A 22,587-nucleotide genomic window follows, 5' to 3' on the forward strand; every position below is an offset into this window, starting at 1 on the left:
ATGATACCAAAACTGCAAAAAAGCTTAACTTTCATTTGTATCAAAGAGTGCTGCAACAAACTGCTTTGGACTAAAGGCACGCAAATCATCGATTGACTCACCAACCCCAATATAGCGAATAGGTACATCAGTAGTTTCGGCAATGTTAAACACAACGCCACCTTTAGCCGTACCATCTAGTTTTGTGATTGTAATACCTGTCAGCGGTACTGCTTTGTTAAACAGCTCAACTTGGTTGATGGCGTTTTGACCCGTTCCCGCATCAAGAACGATCATGCCCTCATGGGGTGCGCTTGGATCCGCTTTACGCATGACACGTACTACCTTTTCAAGCTCTGCCATCAGATGCGTTTTATTTTGCAAGCGCCCAGCGGTGTCAGCTATCAATACATCAATATTTCTGGCTTTTGCAGACTGCATGGCATCAAAGATAACAGAAGCACTGTCTGAGCCGTGACCTTGTGCGACAACCGGAATGCTGTTACGTTCACCCCAAATTTGTAGCTGTTCAGTGGCGGCAGCGCGGAAAGTGTCACCAGCCGCTAACATGACTGATTTACCCTCGCCTTGTAGGCGCTTGGCAAGCTTACCGATAGTGGTCGTTTTACCCACACCATTAACGCCCACAACCAAAATAACAAATGGTTTTTTGCTCGTATCGACGACTAATGGTGCAACTTTTGGCGTTAATATGTCCACAAGCTCACTTTGCAGTGCTTTATATAAAGAATGCGCATAAATCAAATCGCCACGCGCTGTTTGCTCAGTTAAACTTTTGATAATACGGTTAGTCGCATTGACACCAATGTCAGCAACTAGCAGTTGGTCTTCTACTTCTTCTAACAGCTCATCGTCGATCTCTTTGCCGCCAATAAGGATGCTCACCATACCTTCGGCAAGGTTTTTACGCGACTTACTTAGCCCTGACTTCATGCGGTTGAACCAGCTGCCTTTTCGGCGACCCTGCGTCTCGTCTTCTTGCAACTGTTCTTTTTGGCTTGTAGCATCGCTAGTCATTGCTTGGGGCGTACTTGGTGCAGCTTGCCTTATAGCATCGTCAGTGCTGGTTTGTTTGGCCTCAGCGGGTAGATGCTTGCTGGCAGTATTGTCAGTCCACTGCTCTTGTAGCGGCATTTTCGGTATAGCAGTAGGACTAACCTTATTTTCGATTTGATCATCGCTAACCAGAGAATCATCGCCCGTACGCTGCCCTTTAGGCATTATAATCGGTGCACCCAGCGCTATATGTTCTGCTGACTCTGTACCTGCTGTGTCTGTGCTTGTCGTCTGACTGACGTCGTGATTTTGCTCATCAGCTTTGATGACGGTGTCAGGCTCATCGATAATGGGGACTGATTGCGTCGGTAGACTCGGTAAGGTAATATCATCGTCATCTAAATCATCGAGGCTACCATCAAGGTTGATGACCACGCGATTGGCATTATTTGGATTGTTCATAAGCTTGCCCTAAAAGTTCATAATGTCAGTAATATATTTATTTTGTAATGGATAATAGTGCAATTAACATTCGTGTATTTAATTTCATCAAAACGAAAGCTTCATTTTTGTGCTAGTTTAGCATAATTCAAGTATCGCTTAGCGCTGACCGTGATAGCTAATGATACAGTAATAGCAAAGTTATCATAAAATTTGGTTAAGGTTTAGACACAAAAATCTGACCTTGCTAAAAGTAAATTTCGCTACAGTCAAGCTTATACTTATCCCCTTGAGCTATTTGTTAGACGTCCGGTCTCTTTATTCACTGAATAGGAACTGCTATGCCACCTTTAACACAAACCTGCATCTCAAAACATGTAGCTTTGCCGCAGGGCAAGCGCAAGTATTTATCAAAGTCTATAAAGTCTGACACTAAGTATGCTCTTATCAATAGAAAAGCTAAGCTGCTAGGTCTATCTTTGCTATTAGCAGTATTGTCTTTTTCGACAGTCGGCTGCGCATCTTTGCAAGCGTTAGAGCCAACAGCTGACTTGATTAATGATCTAAAAAAGATTTTGTAATATTTGTAACGCCATACTGAGATGAAAGATGAGTTCAAAAAGCGCTGTTTATACAAACTAAATATTAGGAATACTTATGTCATCGTCAATACCAACCATATCAACTCATAAAGCCAATGATAACCTTGACGCACGTCCTTTTCGTTTGGCACCTATTATTAATATTGGACTTGCGACAGTTATCTCCATACTTCTGTTATCAACCACCGGCTGTAGCACAACCCAAGACTTTAAACCAACCGCCAGTGTCATCGTTGGTGGACATAAAACAATATAGCACCTTGCACCTAGCTTTTAAGCGCTTATACTTTTTTTATTTTTAGCTAAAATTCATTACCCACTGTTTTATAAGTAGAAAACCCTATGTCCTTGTCTTCACCATTATCTGCCACCTCGCTACGCATTGTTTGTGCTCTGACGCTCGCTACTACTTTGGCTGCCTGTCAAACCAGCAACTTCCAGCAACCCTCTAAGCCTGACGAAACAACGAATAAGCCAGCCATAAGCTCGGATTTGGCCATCGATATGTCAGGTCGTCATGAGTATCAGTTAGAAAATGGGCTAAAAATCATCGTTAAAGAAGATCATCGTGCGCCAGTAGCGATGACGCAGATCTGGTATCGGGTTGGCTCTGCAGATGAGCCGTTAAATAAAGGTGGAATCTCGCATCTACTCGAGCACATGATGTTTAAAGGGACATCTGATGTATCAAGTGATGACTATGAACGCTTGATTGCCAAGTTTGGCGGCGTTAATAATGCGTTTACCAGCTACGATTACACTGGCTACTATGAGCTATTCCCTGCTAATAGAATGCCGTTAGCCTTAGAATTAGAAGCGGATCGCATGACCAATTTAGTCTTTGATGAAAAAGCTTTTGCTAAAGAGCATCAAGTGGTCATGGAAGAGCGCCGCCAGCGTACTGACGACAACCCCCTTGCCAAAGCCTACGAATCGTTTCGACTGTTAGCTTTACCAGATAGCCCAAAAGGCGAATCTGTCATCGGACCTATGAGCGAGCTTGAATCGATTGAACTGACAGAACTAAAAGACTGGTATCAGACTTGGTATGCTCCCAATAACGCCACTTTAGTCATCGTCGGTGACGTTGACCCAGAAGAGGTCTTGGCGCAAGTTAAACGCTATTTTGGTGACTTGCCTGCCAGCAAATTACCAACCCGCCCTGCAGTAAAGCAACAAGGCTTTCGTGGTTATAAGAAAATTGACTCTGAGCAAGCAGTACAAGTGCCCGTATTGTTAATGGGTTACAACGTCCCTAGCCTAACAACCGTTGGCGCGGATAACGAAAAGCAGGCTTATGCGCTATCACTTGCTCAAGATGTCTTAGATGGCGGGCTATCAGCGCGCCTAGAAAGCCGACTCATACGTGAGCAAGGTTTGCTTACCAGCGTTGGAACTTCTTATGATTTGCTTGATCGCGGTGATGGGTTGTTCTTAATTCAAGCGACCCCGCGTGAGGGCGTGAGCTTAGCGCAAGCACAAAATGCTATTACCGCTGAAATCAAGAAGCTGGCCACTGACCCTATCAATGCCGATGAAATCAGTCGTGCCAAAACCAATACTGTGACAGGCTTAGTCTATGCGCAAGACAGTATGCAAGGCCAAGCACGCATGATAGGTTCGCTGCAGTCTATCGGGCTTGATGACAGACTGCTTGCAAGCTTACCTGCCAAGCTCGATGGCGTGAGCGTCGCTGATATCCAGGCTGCTAGTAAAAAGTATCTTGTAAAGGATAACCTGACCGTGATGCATATCATACCGCCTAAAGAAAAGACGGATAAAGCTGAGACAAGCAAGTAATTAAAACTCAATGATTGAAATTCATTGGTCAAAATTCAGCGTTTGGAATAGAATTCTGATATTTACCATAGTTTTACGCCTTAATCCATTCTTAAAAAAACTCATTATTTAAGAACATCTATAAGAAGAAAGAAATGACTCAAAAAATTTCGATACCCATGATAAAAAAAACGTCCCAACGTAAAGATTTAAGCCAGTCTAAACCTGTTCGAAAGTCTTATCTTAGTGCCAGCATCGTAGTAGGATTAACTGTCTTTATCACTCCAGCTTATGCAGACTCAGTTGGCACCGAAGAATATCGTGAGCCTGCTGCAGTCGATGCAAATGCACCCATTGCCGCATTGTCTAAGCTTACTAGTCTTAACAACGTTAAACCGTTACAAGTGACTGTACCCGCTATCGAACACTTTAAAACAACAGCTGGCGTGCCTGTATCTTTTGTACGCGCAACCACGCTGCCTATCGTCGATATTGATTTACGCTTTAATGCAGGTAGCGCACGCGATGGTAATATACGCTCGAACGGTTTCGGTATTGCCAATATGACCGCGACCATGCTCACGCAAGGCACTGAGAATTTGAGCGAAGACGACTTTACGCGAGCAGTTGAGACATTAGGGATTAATTTAAATAGTCGTGCGTATAAAGATATGTTTATCGTCTCGTTACGCAGCCTCTCTGATGACGGGCATTTGTTGCCCGCGATTGATTTGATGACACAAATGCTAACACAGCCAAATTTCGATCAATCAATTTTAGCGCGTAATAAAGCCCGTTTATTGGTTGGCTTGCAACAGCAAAAGCAAGATCCTAATAGCCTTGCCAGCCTTGCTTTTGATAAAGCGCTATATGGCAGCCATCCTTATGCTCATCCTTCGTCGGGCACGCTTGAGACTGTGCCCAGCATCGAGAAAAAAGATCTGACTGATTTTCAAAACCGCTACCTTGTCGCTGCCAACGCTTCATTAGCAATGACTGGTAACTTAACGCTCGCCCAAGCTAAAAGGCTGGCTGAAGACATTACTGCTAATTTACCCAAAGGTGTGGCAGCGGACGCTTTACCTGAGCCAAAGCCACTCACTCAAGCACAGCATATCCATATCCCCTTTCCTAGCACTCAGACCACTGTATTGATGGGTCAGTTAGGTAGCAAACGTGCCACCGATCCACAAGCCCAGCAGCAACAAACCAACTTTGCTATTGGCAACGAAGTATTAGCAGGTGGTAATTTTAATGCACGTTTAATGACGGAGATTCGTCAAAACCTAGGCTATACTTACGGTATATCAGGCTCTATGAGTCCCATGTTGGCACGTGGTCCTTATCAGATAGGTTTTTCGACGCGCAATGATAAGGCTCGTGATGCCATTGATGCGAGCCTAGCTGTCATTGATGATACGTTAGATAGTGGGATTACTAATAACGAGCTGCGTCTGACCACAGACAATATGAAGAATAGCTTTCCAATGGGTTTTGCGAGTAATGCGGGGATTAATGGCTTGCTAGGAATGATGAATTTTTATCAGCTACCAGATGATTATTTGACCAATTATATAACGCGTATTGACAACGTTGAGCTCTCAGGAGTCAATCAGACTATGCGAGATACGCTTAATCCAGACAAATTCTTAATCGTAACAGTCGGACAGGACGATCCTTGGAAAAATAATAAAGTAATAAAAGCTAAATAGCGTTTTTGGCAAAAGGTTTTGATGCAATATGAAAAGAGATGCTATAGATATTTAGTCCGTAACCGTTATCGCCACATCGTAGCTTAAGCGTTCAGGCTTATATGTGGCTCCATTATAAGCCAATCGGATCACATGTTTATTATAAGATGCTACTTGATACTCTCCATTAGCGAAATTATGTATAGTAGGCACAATTAATAGCGCCTCAATTTGTCTGTTGTCGACATCGACATCAAGACGCTGCCCAGTATCTAGGTATAAAAAATAATCGCAGTAATCATCGACCATCACCTCATCAACTCGCTCAATATTACTACTGCCCATATCTTTTTGTAATAGTTTGGGACAGATATCTGTGCGATTGGCGGCTAAGCGTGCATAAGAGTTTTTGATATTATCTTCAATGTTTGCAGCTTCAAGCTGTTTTTGCGCATTCATTACAGTATTAGCTTTAGGGTCGACAGAGACTTCCGGGCTACAAGAATGACTAATGAGCACAACTAATAGTGTAATAGCAATCAATGCCAGATACGGCATATTCGATTGAGTATGTATTATATTCTTTAAATGCAAACGGTAGGCATTTGATATTATTGACCGAAAACCCTTCATAAATCCTGCTTGTATCAAACCATGGTTTTTTGTTTTTAAAACAAGAAAACATATAAAATATGGACAATTATTCAACAATATTAGAACATGGTTTGAGATGACGTGACCAGCTTTTAATGACTAAAGGTTCAATCAAACGATAATATGACACTTATTTAGGGCTCGAAACACGCTTAATAGATTAGTCATACTTAAATAATTTGGTGTCGGGGATTTTACCTTGTTTTATCTATTAAGCTATCCTGCTATCTGGGTTTAGTAGCGGCATGATGAGCTACTACTAGTATGATGAAACCCCCATTTTCGATAGCCTTGCGTATCTAGATGAATCGCGCCAGTTGAGTACAACCCTAGCCCAAAATTGTGAGATTGACCTTGATACTGCCAATACTGGCACAAATTATCTTGTAAGTTGCTTAGCTGCCAAAAATCATCTGCGTATTCAGGTACCCAAATATCTATAGCGCCCGCAGTCATATGTTTGCTATTGTTTGCCCCACCTGCACAACCATTGAGACCTGGACTACGATATACCGAACGTATTTTACTACTTGCAGGCAAGATACCCTGATTTTTTAGATTGGTATAAAGCCTCAAAGTAGGGACGATATTTGACCACAACTCTTGGGGCGGTAGCTGATAAGGCTCATAGCCACATTTATCCCAGCTACGTGCGGTAGTGAGTAGCTCTTCAAGTGGCGGTACGTTTTGCGCGCCAATCTGTGCGCTTAAATAACGATGATAATTGGCAACCTCTTGCGCCCGAAAGCTATTACTGTTTAACCAGTCAGCAAAATCCATACTGGCCGTACTATTATAAGTATTACTGGCTGTATTGTACTTGGGATTATACGTCACCTTTTTAATGCTTGATGTATTATAATTGGGTCGACGAGTATTAACATTTACTCGTTTGTTCTCCTCAATCGATAGTTTGGCCTCAAGCTCATACTCGCGTTGTTTTTGTTCAATTAAACCTTGCATACTATCGCCACTTATTACGGTCGATCTGGTATTGGTAGAAGGTGCAACATAAGCATTGCTACTGCTATGACGCACTTGAATACGGCGCTCGCTATCATTCAAAATCGCAGCATGTCCAATACTACTACTACAAACAATGAATATAGCTAGGGGCTTTATAATCGATGTCATATGGGATTTTAGAGTTATAGAAGGACAGATGTCATTTTGAAGAATAAACATCTTAGTCTGTTTGCATACAGATTTATAGAAAGACTTATAAAGTCTATTATTTACATAAGTCATGTGAGTCGTTATTACTAATAAATATTTTATCGATACTATCAAATTTTACGCAAGCAAGCTAAACTATTGCTCCTGATAATGGTGAATAATCTTGCTATTTACTTCTAGTATTGTCATTTTTTATAATTAGCTCATTCTTTTACTATTAATTCTTTGACTACTATATGACGCATACTTGCAAACCAGTCCTTTCCATATACCTTCCTTGATTACAGTCACTCTTGCCTATGTCCTCAAACCCCCAGTATCGCTTTTCGCGCCAGAGCCATCATTTCGGTCAACGTCATGAACGAACACTGTTGCAACATATTCATATAGACCCATGGTTAACGATACTGTTACTACTTATCTGCTGTATTGGGTTGACTATCTTATATAGCGCCTCAACTCAAGATGTTGGTATGGTTCTGAGGCAAACAGTCAGCTACGGGGTCGCTTTTACAGTTATGTTTGTTATGGCGCAGATACCGCCTAGTCTATATCGTACGTTGACGCCTGTATTTTATGTAATGGGACTAATATTACTGGTATTGGTTGAGATTATTGGTGAAGTACGGATGGGAGCACAGCGCTGGATCAATTTACCAGGATTTGGCAGCGTTCAGCCATCAGAGTTTATGAAGCTTGGCATGCCAATGATGTGTGCATGGTTTTTATCCAAACGAGATTTGCCGCCGTCATTTTCTAGTATCATGATTACTTTGGGCATTATCATTGTACCAGTCATACTAATTGCAAAAGAGCCAGATCTTGGTACATCATTACTGGTAGCAGCAAGCGGGCTCTTTGTTCTATTTTTGGCAGGGCTATCTTGGCGACTGATTTTAGCCGCAGCCATCCTAGCCGTACCTCTTGTCGCTATCGCTTGGAATTTTTTATTACATGATTATCAGCGCACACGCGTACTAACGCTGCTAAACCCTGAAGCCGATGTCCAAGGGGCTGGCTGGAATATCATTCAATCAAAGACAGCCATAGGTTCTGGCGGTTTGTCAGGTAAAGGTTATTTGGAGGGCACACAGTCACAACTGCATTTTTTACCTGAAGGTCATACTGATTTTATTATCGCAGCTTTTTCAGAAGAGTTTGGCTTATTTGGCGTAATACTACTGATGCTGATATACGCATGCTTATTGGTACGTGCGCTCTATATTGCTTTTACGCATCCTGACAATTATAGTCGCCTACTGGCGGGCGCTATTGCTATGTCGTTTTTTGTCTATGTTTTCGTCAATGTCGGTATGGTAGGAGGCATTCTACCTGTAGTTGGCGTACCTCTACCCTTTATTAGTTATGGCGGCACCGCAATCGTGACATTAATGGGAGGGTTTGGACTTTTAATGTCTATTCACACTCATAGGGGCGATTAGAGCTAAACAAAGTTGAGCATCATATAAGACCACACGTTACCTGCTCATGGAACTATGTAGCAGGTTTTTTATTACTTAACTCAAATCTTATATGCAGTTAATCTTGGATGAAATAAGTTCATAAACATGCTACTGCTATAAACTTCAAATAACATTAGAAAAATTTAAATTAAAGTCAAAAAAAGTTCGTAAAAATATAGGTAAAAATATTGGGATATAAAATAGAAAGATAATTTATACACATTTATATATATTCATCATATGGTATATATAAAAATACATTATAAACAATATAAATTCGTATTAATGAATATATAGAGAACATATAAAATTACGAAAACCAATTCTACAGATCAAGAAAGTAATCCTAATAAATAATTTACAAATATCGTGTACGTAGAAATTATAAACCATTGTTATTATTACATAAATGTTTCTAAAGTTACTCAAATATACGGTTTTATATTTTTATATAATTGACATTTGTTATGATATTTTAATGCTTGCCATTTACAAAAAATTGCGGTACTCTCTTTTTAATACTCTTTGATACATAACCAATACACAGTTAATAAAAAAGATTGCAATTAATTATATTCTGGTCGTAGCTACTCCGTATAGTGAGCAATTAGTTTTTCAAAGTTACTACCTAATTTAACTGACTCATAACAAACCATCATAGTTATATTTTTGTTTTATTAATAACTGGTTTTGTTTTATTAATTTGCACTGTAAAGATTATCCATGTTTTAAGACCTATATAAAGACCACTCTTACTCTACCGATCTTGTACTATCGGTAAGTATAGTAAAGCTGTCACGCTATCAGAGTTATTCGTTTTTATTGTGTTCATTATAAGGTTTTAAATATTGGGTCTTAATATATAAGTTATAGAGGTACCTATGAATAAGCGTCTATCTGGTTTACTTACAATGTCAGTGTGTTTGTTTGCTGGCTCTGCAGTAGCTTCTAATGCTAACGCAGTTGAAGCAAAAACGTCTCTTACGACTTTGTCTCAAGATAACGCCTCCCATATTGATCGTGTCCTTGGTGAGCTTACTCGTCAACATGATAATGCTTCAAGCTTAGTAAAATCTGCGCGTCAACCAGTATCGCTAGCTATTAACAGCTCTTTGCTAGCTGATGATACGAGTCAAGTTACCGATGATGAAGATGTATTAGAGCGATTGACTGCTGTTGCTTCTAATTCTGTCAGTAAATTTAAGCAAACTGGCCTTGCTTCTTGGTATGGTCGTAAGTTTCATGGTCGTAAAACAGCCAGCGGTGATACTTTTGATATGAATGGTCTGACCGCTGCTCATCGCTCGTTGCCATTGAATTGCTATGTAAAAGTGACCAATAAAACCAACGGCAAAAGTGTGGTTGTAAAGGTAAATGATCGAGGTCCATTCCATGGCAATCGCGTTCTAGATTTGTCTTATGGTGCAGCCAAACGTTTGGGTATTACCAATAAAGGCGTTGGTAATGTGTCAATTGAACGTGTTTCAGGTCCATAGTTGTATTCTAAAGTTGACGCTTGTAAAATTGCATGAGAACTATAAGCATGTAGAAGCAGGCATATAAAAACTATTCCTCTAAAAACGCCTAAAAATATAAAAAAGTGTCAAACTTATATAAGTTTGACACTTTTTTTATGGTTACTGTCTTTAAAAGTTATTTTGTTGACATATCCTTTTATTGACACAACTAATAAATCTCAAACGCTCTTTCTATTGCATCATCTAAGCGCTCTACAGCATGTACGACAATACCCTTAAACTGCGGAGAGTCACTGGCAGGGGCATTTGACTTTGGGATAATAGCGTGAGTAAAACCGTGCTTCATGGCTTCTTTTAAGCGCTCTTGTCCGTTTGGTACAGGGCGAATCTCGCCCGACAAACCTACCTCACCAAACACTGCCAATGATGAAGGTAATGGCTTTTCTCTAATACTTGACGCACAAGCTAATAATACTGCCAAATCAGAGCCCGTTTCTATTACTTTGACGCCGCCAACTACGTTGACATAAACGTCTTGTCCACTGGTATGAATACCGCCATGACGGTGCATCACGGCAAGTAGCATCGATAAACGCTGAAAATCAAGCCCTAGTGCCATACGTCTTGGCTGCCCTTGTGAGTCATCGACCAACGCCTGTACCTCAACCAATAGCGGACGCGTACCTTCACGGCTAACCATCACCACTGATCCTGCAACAGGCTTATCATAGCGACTCAGAAATATAGCAGATGGATTGGCAACCTCTTTAAGACCCATATCTGTCATCCCAAAGATGCCCAACTCATTGACCGCGCCAAAGCGGTTTTTGACAGCACGGATCATTCTAAATCTTGAATCAGACTGGCCTTCAAAGTACAAAACTGTATCAACCATATGCTCAAGCACACGTGGTCCCGCAAGCGTACCTTCTTTGGTCACATGGCCAACCAAAAATAAAGCTGTTCCCGTTTGTTTGGCATAACGAGTCAAAATCGCTGCCGACTCACGTATTTGACTAACGCCGCCTGGAGCCGAATTGATGGCATCCGTATAAATGGTTTGAATCGAATCAATAATAGCAATGGCAGGCTGCTCTTGAGTCAAGGCAGCACAAATAGTTTCTACATTGGTCTCAGCCAACACTCGCAAGCGATCAGCAGGCAAGTCTAGACGTTTGGCTCGCATCGCCACCTGTGCCAGTGATTCTTCCCCTGTGACATAAAGCGCACTACCTGCTAATGAATCAGCACGCGCCATATTGGTCGCTGTTTGAAGTAAGATAGTAGATTTACCAATACCTGGATCACCACCTATTAGTACCACGGAACCCGCTACCAGCCCGCCGCCCAATACTCGATCAAACTCCCCAATACCTGTTGGTAGTCGTGTATCTAATGTCATGCTAACGGCATTAAGTGGCATAACTGCACTTTGCGTTCCTGAATAATTCCCTGTCGAGGTACTACCGTTTGCACTGCGCGGTGCTGCTCGATTGGCAGCGGGTTTGGCTGTGTTTTTATTATGATGTGGCATGCTGACATTTGGTGCTTCAACCAAACTGTTCCATTCGCCACAGTCAGAGCACTGTCCTGACCATTTACCAAAATGCGCACCGCAGTGCTGACAGACATAGCTACTTTTGTTTTTTGCCATCGTGTATGCGCCCTATTTAAATTGCGAGTTAAAAAGAGGTCAAAATACTGTTATTAAAGTATTGTTAGTTATAGAAAAAGAGGCATCATAGATTATGATGAATTAATAATCGCTTTGATAAGAAAGAATAAGGTTGGATATGTTGAATATAGCCCAATGGTCACTGACCAAGACCATTGGTGCATAGTTGAGATACTTTAATTAAATGGTGCTGACAGACAAAAACTCAAGGTCAATGAGGCGTCATAAGTGTGTGCTTAATCATCTATTAACGCATTTTTTGAGCAATAAAAAGCCAATGCAAACCATGACCTACACTTGGAAATCTTTACCTAAGTAAACCGATTTTACCAGCTCATTGTCTAAGATTTCACATGCCGTACCTTCAGCAATGATGGCCCCCTCTGAGACAATGTAAGCTTTTTCACAGATAGCGAGTGTCTCGCGTACGTTGTGATCGGTAATAAGTACGCCTATACCTCGATTTTTTAACGTTAGGATGACATCTTTAATATCACCAACTGAGATGGGATCAACCCCAGCGAAAGGCTCATCTAACAAGATAAACTTGGGGTCAGCGGCCAAGGCGCGTGCAATCTCGCAGCGACGACGCTCACCGCCTGAGACGCTCATGCCCAATGACTTTCGTACATGCTCTAAATGGAATTCTCCAATCAGCTTTTCAAGCTCTTGCTTTTGCTGATTAGCTGATAGCTCTTTACGAGTTTGTAAAATAGCTAAAATATTTTCTTCAATAGATAGCTTACGAAAAATAGAGGCTTCTTGCGGCAAATAACCAATACCAGCTCGAGCACGCTCATGCATGGCATACTTGGACAAATCCATTTTACCCAAGGTTACACGGCCTTTGTCCATATTGACCAAACCAACCACCATATAAAAGCTGGTTGTCTTACCTGCACCATTGGGCCCTAATAGCCCAACCACTTGACCTTGCTCAACCGAGAACGAGACATCTTTGACTACCCAGCGCTTACCGTAACGTTTGCCTAAATTTTGCATCGTCAGCCGTTCAACAGTGGGCGTAGATGTGTCATTTAACATAGATGTATTGTGACCATCGAGGTCGCTATTAAAACTACTATTATCGCTCATACGTTACTCATACTAAGGCAAATTTAAATGCTGATAAGACTTGGTAAATTGTTTTAGCGTATACTGCTTTGATTGGTACTATTATTGGGCGGAAGTACCAACTCAACACGCTGATTGCCACCAGCTGTCGCTTCGACATCGCCAGCTTTTAGGCTATAACGAATGACATTACCAGCAAAGCTGGCGCCGTTTTGCACCAGTTTCGCATTACCCGTTAAAGTAATAATACCGCTCACCGCATTGTAATCAATCTTGTTTGCCTGACCTTTTGCTAGACCTTTTTCTTGAGTGATAACTTGTTGCATGGTCGCTGGACGTCCGGTCGCCACTGCTGAATTGATGCTGCGCTGCTGCGATAAATTCACAGTGATATCATCAGCGGTAAGCTTTAATGTGCCTTGGGTAATAATGACATTACCAGAGTAACTAGTGACACCTGTACGCTCACTATAGGTCGCTTTATCTGCCAACAATTTAATGGGCTGGTTAGCATCTGATGGCAACGCATGACTATATAGCGGTAATGCTATTAGCATAGCTGTCGGCAACACACGTAATATTTGCGACATATAATTTTGGCTAATGACAGGCAAAAAGTTAGATTTCATAAGCAGTTACTCTTTTAGAGTGAGAAAGTGATAAGTAGTAGACAAGCAAAAGCTATTAGAAAGTACGAGCAACCTAGATTGATTACATGAATAAGTAGCAATAAGCGAGCCAATTACTACTATTACCTTTACCAACTCGTTTTTAAATAAAACAGATACATTATATTTCAATGCGGAACTGGTATAAATTTTTTTGGCGTGCTGTGCTTGCGCCGCTGGCTCGATGCTGCGTAAAATTCATCCCAGTCCCACTGTATCGTTTTTATACTGAACTCACTATATTTTAAACTATCTAAAGCAATAATACGTAATATACAAGATATTAAAATAAAGCTTGGTCCTGACGCTCAGCAGGCGTAAAAGTCACAGCCACTTGTCCAAACTCATATTCACCAGTTTCAAGATTAGCCTTCATACTAGAAGCCTCAAAGCGATTCATACCCTGTTCAACTTTAACAGATTCATCACTATAGACTTGACGAGACTTGGTGTTTCCTTTAAGCGTTTGGCCTGTAACTTTAATAGGTTCAATATCTGATGCACCATCCGCTTTGTCTTCACTGACTAACGTAAAACCACCAGACAGACGCAGCTCTCCTGTTTGTTGGTTGATAGTGGCACTACCTGCTTGGATCTGATAACGCTGTTCATCAGATGGCTCCCAGTTCATGGTAATACCTGACATCTCATCTTGGTTGGTCACTGGATTATGCGTCAGTGAGTCGGCATTTACCTCGTATTCAGTCTCACCTTCTTCATTGGTTTGTACCGCTTTTATATCAGTCGCTTCATAATCAACCTCAGAGGCTTCTATGTTTACTGGCGGTGTGACCTTACCTTGTTGTTGAAAAAACCAACCAGCAATACCGGCGATGATTAAAGCTAGAACAACTAAGACACGAGTATTCACGATAAGTTATCCTGCGCTGGTACTTCATCAAGTGTATAGTGCGCAATAAAGTCTTGATATCGCCCATGACCTTTTAAAATCAGATCACATACTTCACGCACTGCCCCCATCCCGCCAACGCGCGTCGTTACCATATCGCTGCGATTAATAACCTCAGCATGAGCATTGGGTACTGTCGCAGCAAAGCCGACGGTTTGCAGAGCTTTAATATCAGGTAAATCATCACCCATATAAGCGCAGTCGGCAGCAGTAATATCGAGCGCTGGATCTAAGCTAGACAGCAGCTCTTTTAAGGCGATAAGCTTATCATCACGACCTTGCACCACATAGTTGATGCCTATCTCTGCGGCGCGCTTATTGACCATAGGGCTATTACGGCCTGTAATAATGGCAGTTAAAATACCATAGCGTGCCAAAGACTTGATACCGACTCCATCTTGTACCGAAAACGCTTTAGTCTCAATGCCATTAGCATCGTAGATAATCTGACCATTTGATAAGATACCATCAACGTCCAAGACCAACATTTTGACCAGCCCTGCTTTTTCGATTAAGTCTTGCATAATTTATCTCTTATAAAATCTTATTATTTGAATGTAAAACCTACTCGGTTTAAGCGCTTATTTTACACCTGCTTGTAGCAAATCATGCACAGTGATAATAGCCTCCAAACGCCCTTCCTCATCTATTATTAATAACTGACTGATTCCATTTTCATTCATGACACTTAAAGCATCAGATGCGCGCATCGACTTACTTACTTGGCGAGGATTCGTGCTCATCACATCTTGTATTGGGGTTGCAAGGTCGATACGTTTTTCTAAACCACGGCGCAAATCCCCATCTGTAAACACGCCAACGACTTTTTGCTCATCGTCGATCACAACGGTCATGCCCAAACGGCCCGCAGACATCGTAAACAAAGCATCTTGCAATGGTGCTTTTTGGTTGACGAGTGGTAAATCATCTACATTACTATGCATCAAATCCTCTACCCGTGTTAATAGCTGGCGACCAAGCGCACCTGCTGGATGTGATAAAGCAAAGTCTTCTGAGGTAAAGTTACGTGCATGTACCAAAGCAACTGCCAAAGCATCTCCTAATGCTAAAGTCGCTGTCGTACTAGAAGTAGGTGCTAGATTAAGCGGACACGCTTCTTGGGACTTGCCAAGTATCAACATGATGTCGGCTGCGCGTGGCAACATACCGCGCTTGTCCCGACTGATACTAATAAGCGGGATGCCTAGGCGCTTAACCACTGGCAGTAACGTCTTGATTTCATCAGACTCTCCAGAATTGGAGATAGCAAGTAGCACATCGCCTTTTACCAGCATTCCTAAGTCGCCATGACCTGCTTCGCCAGGGTGCATAAAAAACGCTGGTGTACCAGTTGAGGCAAACGTCGCTGCTATCTTGCGCCCAATCAGTCCTGACTTACCCATACCAGTCACGACTACGCGACCTTTACAAGCCAAGATTATCTCGCAAGCCTGCACAAACCTATCGTCTATCTGTTCAGTTAATAATGCCAACGCGGCTATCTCAGTTTGAATAGCATCAACAGCAGTGGTTATAAATTGGTCATGGGTAAGGTTGTTTGTACAGTTGCTCATGGTTTGACTCGGTAATTATCATTAATAACATATTTTACTATAGTGGAAGCCATTTTAATAATATGGTTTAAAACAGCGCGTAAAGTGTTGTTTAGACGTCGCTAAGACATTCTATTCGTTGTTCCATTTAACCATTTAGTAGCTCTAAAATAGTTAAAACGTTGATACAAAAAAGACCCACTGGGCAGCAGGTCTTTTTATTGAAATAGACTTCAACAACATACCTTTACAGATACAGATGTTATCAATTAATTGTTATTGTTATCATCAAAATCGTTGTTTGACTTGTCATCAAAGCCAGTGTTTTCTGCTGGCGTCTCAAAACCACGGTCTTGACCAAAACCACTGCGATCAAAGCTACGATCCTGACTTTGACCTAAACCACCACGCTCAAACCCGCGGTCTTGTCCCTGACCAAAACCACCACGATTAAAACCGCTACGATTAGAAGCAAAGCCACGCTCTTCAAAGCCGCCACTGACGCTACCACTTCTCTCAAAACCACTATTAATACTGCCGCCTTGATACCCACTGGTACCTTGGGTTTGCATACCACTACTCGATGATGCAGTAGTACTGGCGCCTCGTGGATTACGTGCTGGAACTACAGTCGAGATGGCATGCTTATAAACCATTTGGCTAACCGTATTTTTTAATAAAACAACATATTGGTCAAATGATTCAATTTGGCCTTGTAACTTAATACCATTTACCAAAAAAATGGACACTGGAATACGATCTTTGCGTAGTGAGTTTAAGAACGGATCTTGTAATGTTTGTCCTTTTGACATAAAAACTCTCCCAAATTTTATATAATTATATTATAAGTGCTTGTTTAATTATAATGGTTAGAAAAAGATACAATAATAAGATTTACTAATAAAACGTATCTAAATAAGCACCAGTTTTTCTTTATCAATTCTACTTTGTTTCAATATTATATTATTGTAAACAAATAAGTAATCAGTGATTTCTATAACAATAGTAAATAAATGATAGTGAATACGACATATTGTAATATTGTAAATGTCAGGTTAACAAATTATAACAGCTATCTAAGCCAAACTTTGCAACTTATTGTGATTTGTACTTTCCATCTGTGTCTATTTATAACTTATTCTCACTACTACTAAATTCCTAAAAACAATCAACATTTAATATTTTATGTTGCTTAAATATTATTATTGACTAAGATCAGTAAATCAATTAGCGTAGGTACTCTCCAGCTTGCGCTATAGATTTGTAGGATGATATGGCAATTTCGTTGTTATTGTGCAAATCTTTATCGATATTTGACAATTGGGCTAGCTTACGTAACCAAGTATATTGGCGTTTGGCCAGTTGTCTTGTAGCATATAATGCCTTATTTTGCATTTGATAACAAGCAAGCGCCTCGGTTTGACTAGCAAGCGTTGACGACTGTGATTGCAGTGCTTTATCTTGTCCTACGTTTTGTTTGCTTGGGTTTTCAAATTTGCCAAAGACATCTTCAAACTGCCTCTTATTAAGATGTGGCTGCTCAAATACTCGATGATTAATATGTGTTAAGTACTCCAAGACTTGCCGATAACCAACGCAGCGCATAGATGGCATATTAGGTGTCAGCGGATAGGTTTCAAGCAAACCAACTACTTCAGCTACTAGCCCCTCACGCCACATAATATCTAAACGCTGCTCGATACGCTTATGCAGCCAAGATCGATCTGGCATCACTGTAAGTGCATGCCACTGCTGATGTGGATTGTTTGCTAGTGCTTTTTTAGGTTTACGCTGCCAGTCGCTTATAGCAATGTCAGTTTGCAAATATACTTCTATGGCGCGCGTGATACGCTGGGTATCAGTTGCATGAAGACGCTGATGACTGCTGGGATCCACTTTACCAAGATAGTCAAATAGTGCCTGAATACCTTCTGCTTGTCGCCACTGCTCCACACGTACACGAATACTGTCTTCACTATCTGGTACTGGAGATAGCCCGTCGAGTAACGCCATGTAATACATCATGGTGCCACCTACCAACAGCGGTATTTTGCCATTATTATGACAGCTATCAATCAAGCGAGCGACATCACTGACGAATTCAGCCACGCTATAGCTTTGCATAGGGTCAATAATATTAACTAGATGATGTGGGTAACGCGCAAGCTCAGTGGTCGTAGGTTTGGCCGTACCTATATTCATATCGCGGTATATCAATGCTGAGTCTACTGAGATTAGCTCATAACGACCAGTATCATATAGCTCGTAGGCCAAGGCAGTCTTGCCGCTAGCAGTTGGTGCCATCAAGCAAACCACGCTATTATCCGCCAATTTAGGAGTAATACTATTAGACGCAAGCTGCATAAAATTGCCTTTATGAGTAATAATTTAAATAGTCGAACCAAAGACTAGCTGTTTAGAAGCCTATTGTTTGTCTTCGTAATTAGATTGGGGCGTGATTTATTCAGGTATAGAGGACAACATAAATGAGACCAGTTGGTTGCGATCAATATTTATGATTGCTTCATCAATTAGCAGCTTTTCTGTATCTGCTATAAAAACTGCCAAATCCTGCGCACTCATCTGTGTACTTACGGTTGTAAGCTGTTGGTTGATATACATGGGACTATCAGGCCGTTTGCTTCTTTTAAGTACATTATCACTTAGTATATGCGACTCAAATAGTGCGCGCATTTTCGACTGCCAAACCTCTGCACTAATTAGTACACATTGTCCTTGATTATAAAATAATAGCCAAGGCAATGTATTATGACTAATAGCTTCAATGGAGGGGGTTTTACTTGTCACGCTATCCATACTATTGATAATGTCTAAGCAAACTGGCAGAGATTTTATTGGTATATCTGAACCATTTAAAACACTAACGTTATCAACGCTATCATTTGAGACTACGCTTAGAGGCTCGCTATTTTGCTGCAATGATTTGTTAGTATAAGACTTTTTTGCAGAAGCGTTTACTGAATAAGAGTTCGCTGGTTTTTTAGAAAACGTCGTGTCTGATGATACCTGATACGGATATTTAGGCGTTTGTACTTGCCGGCTTTGTACTAAGTCGTTAGTAGCAGACGTGTTAAGTGACAAATCATCCAGTGGTTTACTTGTCGAAGCTTTCGTTTTTAGCTTTAAACGAATTGCATGGCTTAAATGCGCCATGATGTTATTAAGCGGGCTTATCTTAATACGCTGTTTAGACGGATGCACATTAATATTGAGCCACTGAGTAGGAACATCAAAATAAAGCGCATACCCCATGACATCTAACTGAGCATGCTGTGCAAGTTGTCGAATCTGATTACTGATTATTGGTTCTTTAACCAAGCGGCCATTCACATACAATAGCTTTGGCAAACTGTCCTGCTGCTGCGTTTGTTTATCACTAGGCCATAGCCAACCATTGATACTTGCCTGGCTGCTAGCATTTGCTTGGTCAGCATATTCTACAGATGGCTGCATTAGACTAGATAGATCGACCATTACCTCTAATGCGCCATCCATCAATGAGATACCAGTTGCTTGCTCAAGGCGTGATAAGGGCAAACGATTAGCGTTATCACTACTCCCATTGCCTCCGGCAGACTGCTCGCGTTCATATTTGTCATTTGTAGACATCAGACTTGGTACTATAGAACTTGACGATAGTGCCAAGCGCTTTTTATTATCGTGAAACAGACTTAGTGCCACATCTGCCCGCGCCAAAGCTACTTCACGTACGATGGTTTCGATATGTCCAAACTCAGTCGCAATAGACTTTAGATTGCCTCGGCGTGCTGGTACGTTAAAGTATAAATCTTTAACCGTGATCGTCGTACCGCGTTTATGTACGACAGGTACTAGCTTTGGGCTATCTTCTAATACGCCTGCGACCTGTAACTGACGACCAATACCGCTGTCATCATGACTACTGGTTAAAGTTAGGCGAGAAACAGCCGCTGTCGCTGCCAATGCCTCCCCACGAAAACCTAACGTCGTAATACCATGCAAATTAGCCACATCAGCGACTTTACTGGTCGCATGACGAGTAATTGCCATGACCATATCATCAGGATGAATGCCGATACCGTCGTCCACTACCTCTATCATACCCATACCACCTTGAGTGATATGTACTTCAATATTGCAAGCACCAGCATCAATGGCATTTTCTAGCAGCTCTTTAACCACTGCTGCCGGACGCGTTACGACCTCACCGGCTGCCAGTTGATTGATCAGCAGTGGTGATAGTTTTTTGATACGTGTATTTGGATAGTTATCTGGCATTGAGGAGTATCATATATTGTGAAACGCGAACGTATTTTACCAAACTAAATTTTTAGTAATGATAAGTCCAGTCCTTGCACTTGTCCTACCTTTGATAGTCTTATCTCAACCTGACGGGTCTCATCTACGCTTTGGGTAATATCAATAAACAACGCAGGCGGTGGTAGATAATTGTCAGCGCGACTTGGCCATTCGATGATTACTAGGGCGTTTTTGTCCTCAAGATATTCATCAAAACCAATAAGAGACAACTCTTCAGGATCTTGTATACGGTATAAATCAGTATGATAAACAAGCTTAGTTGTACCGTCATCTTGCTCAATACTATAAGGCTCAACCAAAGTATAGGTCGGGCTTTTCACCGCGCCCTTATGCCCTAATGCTTGTAACCAATAGCGTGTCAATGTGGTTTTGCCTGCCCCCAAATCACCCGCCAACCAGATACTACCTGAAGGTAGCAAAGTAGCAAGCTGCTCAGCCAAACGCTCAGTATCGGTTTCTGAATATAAGGTCAATATTTGCAACTGTTTATCGCTCAAACAGGTATCGTTATGGTTAAACATTAGACTGTACCCACTTGTTGTTCATAGACTTGCATGGTTACCGATGGATTGACAAAACGTTCACCACCAATCAATTTAGTATACAGCTCAGGATCATGCCACTCAGCGCGTACTTGATCGCTAAACTCAAAGTCCTCTAAGTCAAGCTTACCCATTTGCGTGTTTGCCACATCTTCAGCGAAGCATTGCGCGTAACCGGTAGCAGTCTCGTGAGCGATTACCGAATAAACACTGACGTCGGCTTCCCCATTTTGCATTTGGGTTTGCTGTAAGATCTCTTGCGCCCAAAAGAATATCACACGTGAGAACTGCTCTGCAGATGGCGACACTGGTAAACTTATCCAACGAGCGCTAAATTTTTTGCAAGCAGCAATATACTCAGGATCGTCTTTGCTCCAAAAACAAATGGCATGATCAAAGCTATCAATAATATCCTTGATTGAGGATTTTAGTAGCCCAAAATCATAGACCATCTGTCCATGATCTAAACGCTTGGCCTCAAGAATCAGCTCAATCTGATAACTGTGACCATGAATAGAATGTTTGCAGCGCTCAGAGCTACAATTACGCACAATATGAGCATTTTCGAATTTGAATAGTTTACGTATACGCATAATAATTTTGACCAAAACAATAAGCACTATCGTGCTAAATATTAACCAGTAGGAGTTTGCCTGACTTAATCATTGCTTACCACTTATTATAGCAAATCAATATGTATCCGTAAGTAAGCACTTATTAACACCTCTATTCCTTAAAGCCATCAATGACTACTGACGCGGGGCGAACATAATAATCGCCATCCCTGTCAGCGCAACTGCAGAGCCCAATATATCCCATGAAGTTGGCCGAATGCCGTTTATGGCCCATAACCATAAAATTGCCATCGTAATGTATACACCGCCGTAAGCCGCATAAACTCGACCAGCTTCAGTTGGATGTAATGTCAACAGCCATACAAAGGCTGCCAGACTAAGCACACCAGGAATCAATAGCCAAATGGATTTACCTTCTCTTAGCCAAAGATAAGGCAAATAACAGCCAGTAATCTCCGCTAATGCTGTCAGCACAAAAAGACCAACAGTCCTTAATTCAGTCAAATCAACGACTCCTTGATTAGGATAAAAGCTGCCATATATTGCAGTTCATACTCTTGTTTTATAAAGTTCTATTGTTGTGGATGATGCATACTTTTAATCAACAATATATAGCTTAGCGCCTACCTGCGTTGATGAACGATGTGCGATTGTATCGTCCGCTACTTGATAAGTCATACCCGGCGTTAGAGTAAAGGTTCGACCATCCTTTAACTCTGTGTGCAGCTCTCCTTCCACACACAACAAAATATGCCCTTTATAGCACCAGTGATCAGCAAGGTAGCCTGCAGAATACTCAACCATATGCACATTGATATTATTAAATTCAAGCGTTTTCCAATACCCTGCGCCAGTCTCACCTTTGACTTCTACTGCTTCTACTTCCGTCCAGTCGGTAATCCCAAACGGTATATTCTTCATTTCCACGACATCATCTCCCTGATTTAATTATTGATAAACTCGTCATAAAGCTTTTTACTTATTATCGCT

At 41.4% G+C, this 22,587-nt stretch carries 22 protein-coding genes; 6 read left to right on the top strand and 16 right to left on the bottom strand.

The features are described 5' to 3' along the window. Positions 1-24: 24 nt before the first annotated feature. The gene (ftsY, locus tag Q0895_RS13440; protein ID WP_366139904.1) at positions 25-933 is read right to left on the bottom strand and encodes a signal recognition particle-docking protein FtsY; all 909 of its coding nucleotides are present in this window, start codon (positions 931-933) and stop codon (positions 25-27) included. A gap of 845 nt (positions 934-1,778) precedes the next feature. Between ftsY and Q0895_RS00790 the strand changes: the two genes are divergently transcribed. The 4 genes from Q0895_RS00790 (at position 1,779) to Q0895_RS00805 (ending at position 5,530) form a co-directional block, all read left to right on the top strand. Further along, on the top strand, positions 1,779-2,018 hold the full coding sequence (locus Q0895_RS00790) for a hypothetical protein (RefSeq protein WP_299184761.1): 240 nt from the start codon (positions 1,779-1,781) through the stop codon (positions 2,016-2,018). Between the two features lie 76 nt (positions 2,019-2,094). Next, positions 2,095-2,295 (top strand): hypothetical protein, encoded by a 201-nt coding sequence (locus Q0895_RS00795; RefSeq protein WP_299184763.1) that lies wholly within the window; start codon positions 2,095-2,097, stop codon positions 2,293-2,295. A 92-nt stretch (positions 2,296-2,387) separates the two neighbouring features. Next, a complete protein-coding gene (locus Q0895_RS00800; RefSeq protein ID WP_299185327.1) occupies positions 2,388-3,839 on the top strand; it encodes a pitrilysin family protein in 1,452 nt (483 codons plus the stop codon). A gap of 158 nt (positions 3,840-3,997) precedes the next feature. Continuing rightward, positions 3,998-5,530: a pitrilysin family protein gene (locus Q0895_RS00805; RefSeq protein ID WP_299184765.1), complete on the top strand. Its 1,533-nt coding sequence runs from the start codon at positions 3,998-4,000 to the stop codon at positions 5,528-5,530. A gap of 51 nt (positions 5,531-5,581) precedes the next feature. Here Q0895_RS00805 and Q0895_RS00810 read toward each other — a convergent pair whose 3' ends face one another. Together Q0895_RS00810 and Q0895_RS00815 are read right to left on the bottom strand one after the other, a co-directional pair. Next, positions 5,582-6,142: a hypothetical protein gene (locus tag Q0895_RS00810; RefSeq protein WP_299184767.1), complete on the bottom strand. Its 561-nt coding sequence runs from the start codon at positions 6,140-6,142 to the stop codon at positions 5,582-5,584. Positions 6,143-6,397: 255 nt separating this feature from the next. Continuing rightward, positions 6,398-7,348 (bottom strand): D-Ala-D-Ala carboxypeptidase family metallohydrolase, encoded by a 951-nt coding sequence (locus tag Q0895_RS00815; protein ID WP_299184769.1) that lies wholly within the window; start codon positions 7,346-7,348, stop codon positions 6,398-6,400. Between the two features lie 290 nt (positions 7,349-7,638). Between Q0895_RS00815 and rodA the strand changes: the two genes are divergently transcribed. Further along, positions 7,639-8,781: a rod shape-determining protein RodA gene (gene rodA, locus Q0895_RS00820; protein ID WP_299184770.1), complete on the top strand. Its 1,143-nt coding sequence runs from the start codon at positions 7,639-7,641 to the stop codon at positions 8,779-8,781. A gap of 902 nt (positions 8,782-9,683) precedes the next feature. Further along, complete coding sequence (locus Q0895_RS00825) at positions 9,684-10,298, top strand: septal ring lytic transglycosylase RlpA family protein (protein ID WP_058368921.1); 615 nt, start codon at positions 9,684-9,686, stop codon at positions 10,296-10,298. 190 nt (positions 10,299-10,488) lie between these two features. Here the strand turns inward: Q0895_RS00825 and radA are convergent, their stop codons facing one another. The 13 genes from radA to Q0895_RS00890 form a co-directional block, all read right to left on the bottom strand. Further along, positions 10,489-11,934, bottom strand: a complete 1,446-nt coding sequence (radA, locus tag Q0895_RS00830) for a DNA repair protein RadA (protein WP_299184773.1) — start codon at positions 11,932-11,934, stop codon at positions 10,489-10,491. A 312-nt stretch (positions 11,935-12,246) separates the two neighbouring features. Beyond that, positions 12,247-12,999, bottom strand: a complete 753-nt coding sequence (gene lptB, locus Q0895_RS00835; protein ID WP_299185328.1) for an LPS export ABC transporter ATP-binding protein — start codon at positions 12,997-12,999, stop codon at positions 12,247-12,249. Between the two features lie 104 nt (positions 13,000-13,103). After that, entirely contained in the window at positions 13,104-13,619 is a 516-nt protein-coding gene (lptA, locus tag Q0895_RS00840) for a lipopolysaccharide transport periplasmic protein LptA (protein WP_178379363.1), read from the bottom strand. A 361-nt stretch (positions 13,620-13,980) separates the two neighbouring features. Next, positions 13,981-14,568, bottom strand: a complete 588-nt coding sequence (lptC, locus tag Q0895_RS00845; RefSeq protein WP_299184774.1) for an LPS export ABC transporter periplasmic protein LptC — start codon at positions 14,566-14,568, stop codon at positions 13,981-13,983. Continuing rightward, positions 14,565-15,131 (bottom strand): HAD hydrolase family protein, encoded by a 567-nt coding sequence (locus Q0895_RS00850; RefSeq protein ID WP_299184775.1) that lies wholly within the window; start codon positions 15,129-15,131, stop codon positions 14,565-14,567. Before Q0895_RS00850 ends, lptC begins: the two co-directional genes overlap by 4 nt. Positions 15,132-15,188: 57 nt before the next feature. Continuing rightward, entirely contained in the window at positions 15,189-16,181 is a 993-nt protein-coding gene (locus tag Q0895_RS00855) for a KpsF/GutQ family sugar-phosphate isomerase (protein ID WP_299184776.1), read from the bottom strand. A 248-nt stretch (positions 16,182-16,429) separates the two neighbouring features. Continuing rightward, on the bottom strand, positions 16,430-16,972 hold the full coding sequence (gene hfq, locus Q0895_RS00860; protein ID WP_299184778.1) for an RNA chaperone Hfq: 543 nt from the start codon (positions 16,970-16,972) through the stop codon (positions 16,430-16,432). A gap of 415 nt (positions 16,973-17,387) precedes the next feature. Continuing rightward, positions 17,388-18,524 (bottom strand): tRNA (adenosine(37)-N6)-dimethylallyltransferase MiaA, encoded by a 1,137-nt coding sequence (miaA, locus tag Q0895_RS00865; RefSeq protein WP_299184780.1) that lies wholly within the window; start codon positions 18,522-18,524, stop codon positions 17,388-17,390. Positions 18,525-18,620: 96 nt separating this feature from the next. Continuing rightward, on the bottom strand, positions 18,621-20,438 hold the full coding sequence (mutL, locus tag Q0895_RS00870; protein ID WP_299184782.1) for a DNA mismatch repair endonuclease MutL: 1,818 nt from the start codon (positions 20,436-20,438) through the stop codon (positions 18,621-18,623). Between the two features lie 44 nt (positions 20,439-20,482). Next, positions 20,483-21,001: a tRNA (adenosine(37)-N6)-threonylcarbamoyltransferase complex ATPase subunit type 1 TsaE gene (tsaE, locus tag Q0895_RS00875; RefSeq protein ID WP_299184784.1), complete on the bottom strand. Its 519-nt coding sequence runs from the start codon at positions 20,999-21,001 to the stop codon at positions 20,483-20,485. Then, positions 21,001-21,615: a 6-carboxytetrahydropterin synthase gene (locus Q0895_RS00880; RefSeq protein WP_299184786.1), complete on the bottom strand. Its 615-nt coding sequence runs from the start codon at positions 21,613-21,615 to the stop codon at positions 21,001-21,003. Before Q0895_RS00880 ends, tsaE begins: the two co-directional genes overlap by 1 nt. 156 nt (positions 21,616-21,771) lie before the next feature. Next, positions 21,772-22,101: a YnfA family protein gene (locus Q0895_RS00885; RefSeq protein WP_299184788.1), complete on the bottom strand. Its 330-nt coding sequence runs from the start codon at positions 22,099-22,101 to the stop codon at positions 21,772-21,774. Positions 22,102-22,194: 93 nt separating this feature from the next. Further along, positions 22,195-22,518, bottom strand: a complete 324-nt coding sequence (locus Q0895_RS00890) for a DHCW motif cupin fold protein (RefSeq protein ID WP_299185330.1) — start codon at positions 22,516-22,518, stop codon at positions 22,195-22,197. Positions 22,519-22,587 lie beyond the last annotated feature (69 nt).

This window comes from uncultured Psychrobacter sp., assembly GCF_947495825.1.
Lineage (GTDB): Bacteria > Pseudomonadota > Gammaproteobacteria > Pseudomonadales > Moraxellaceae > Psychrobacter.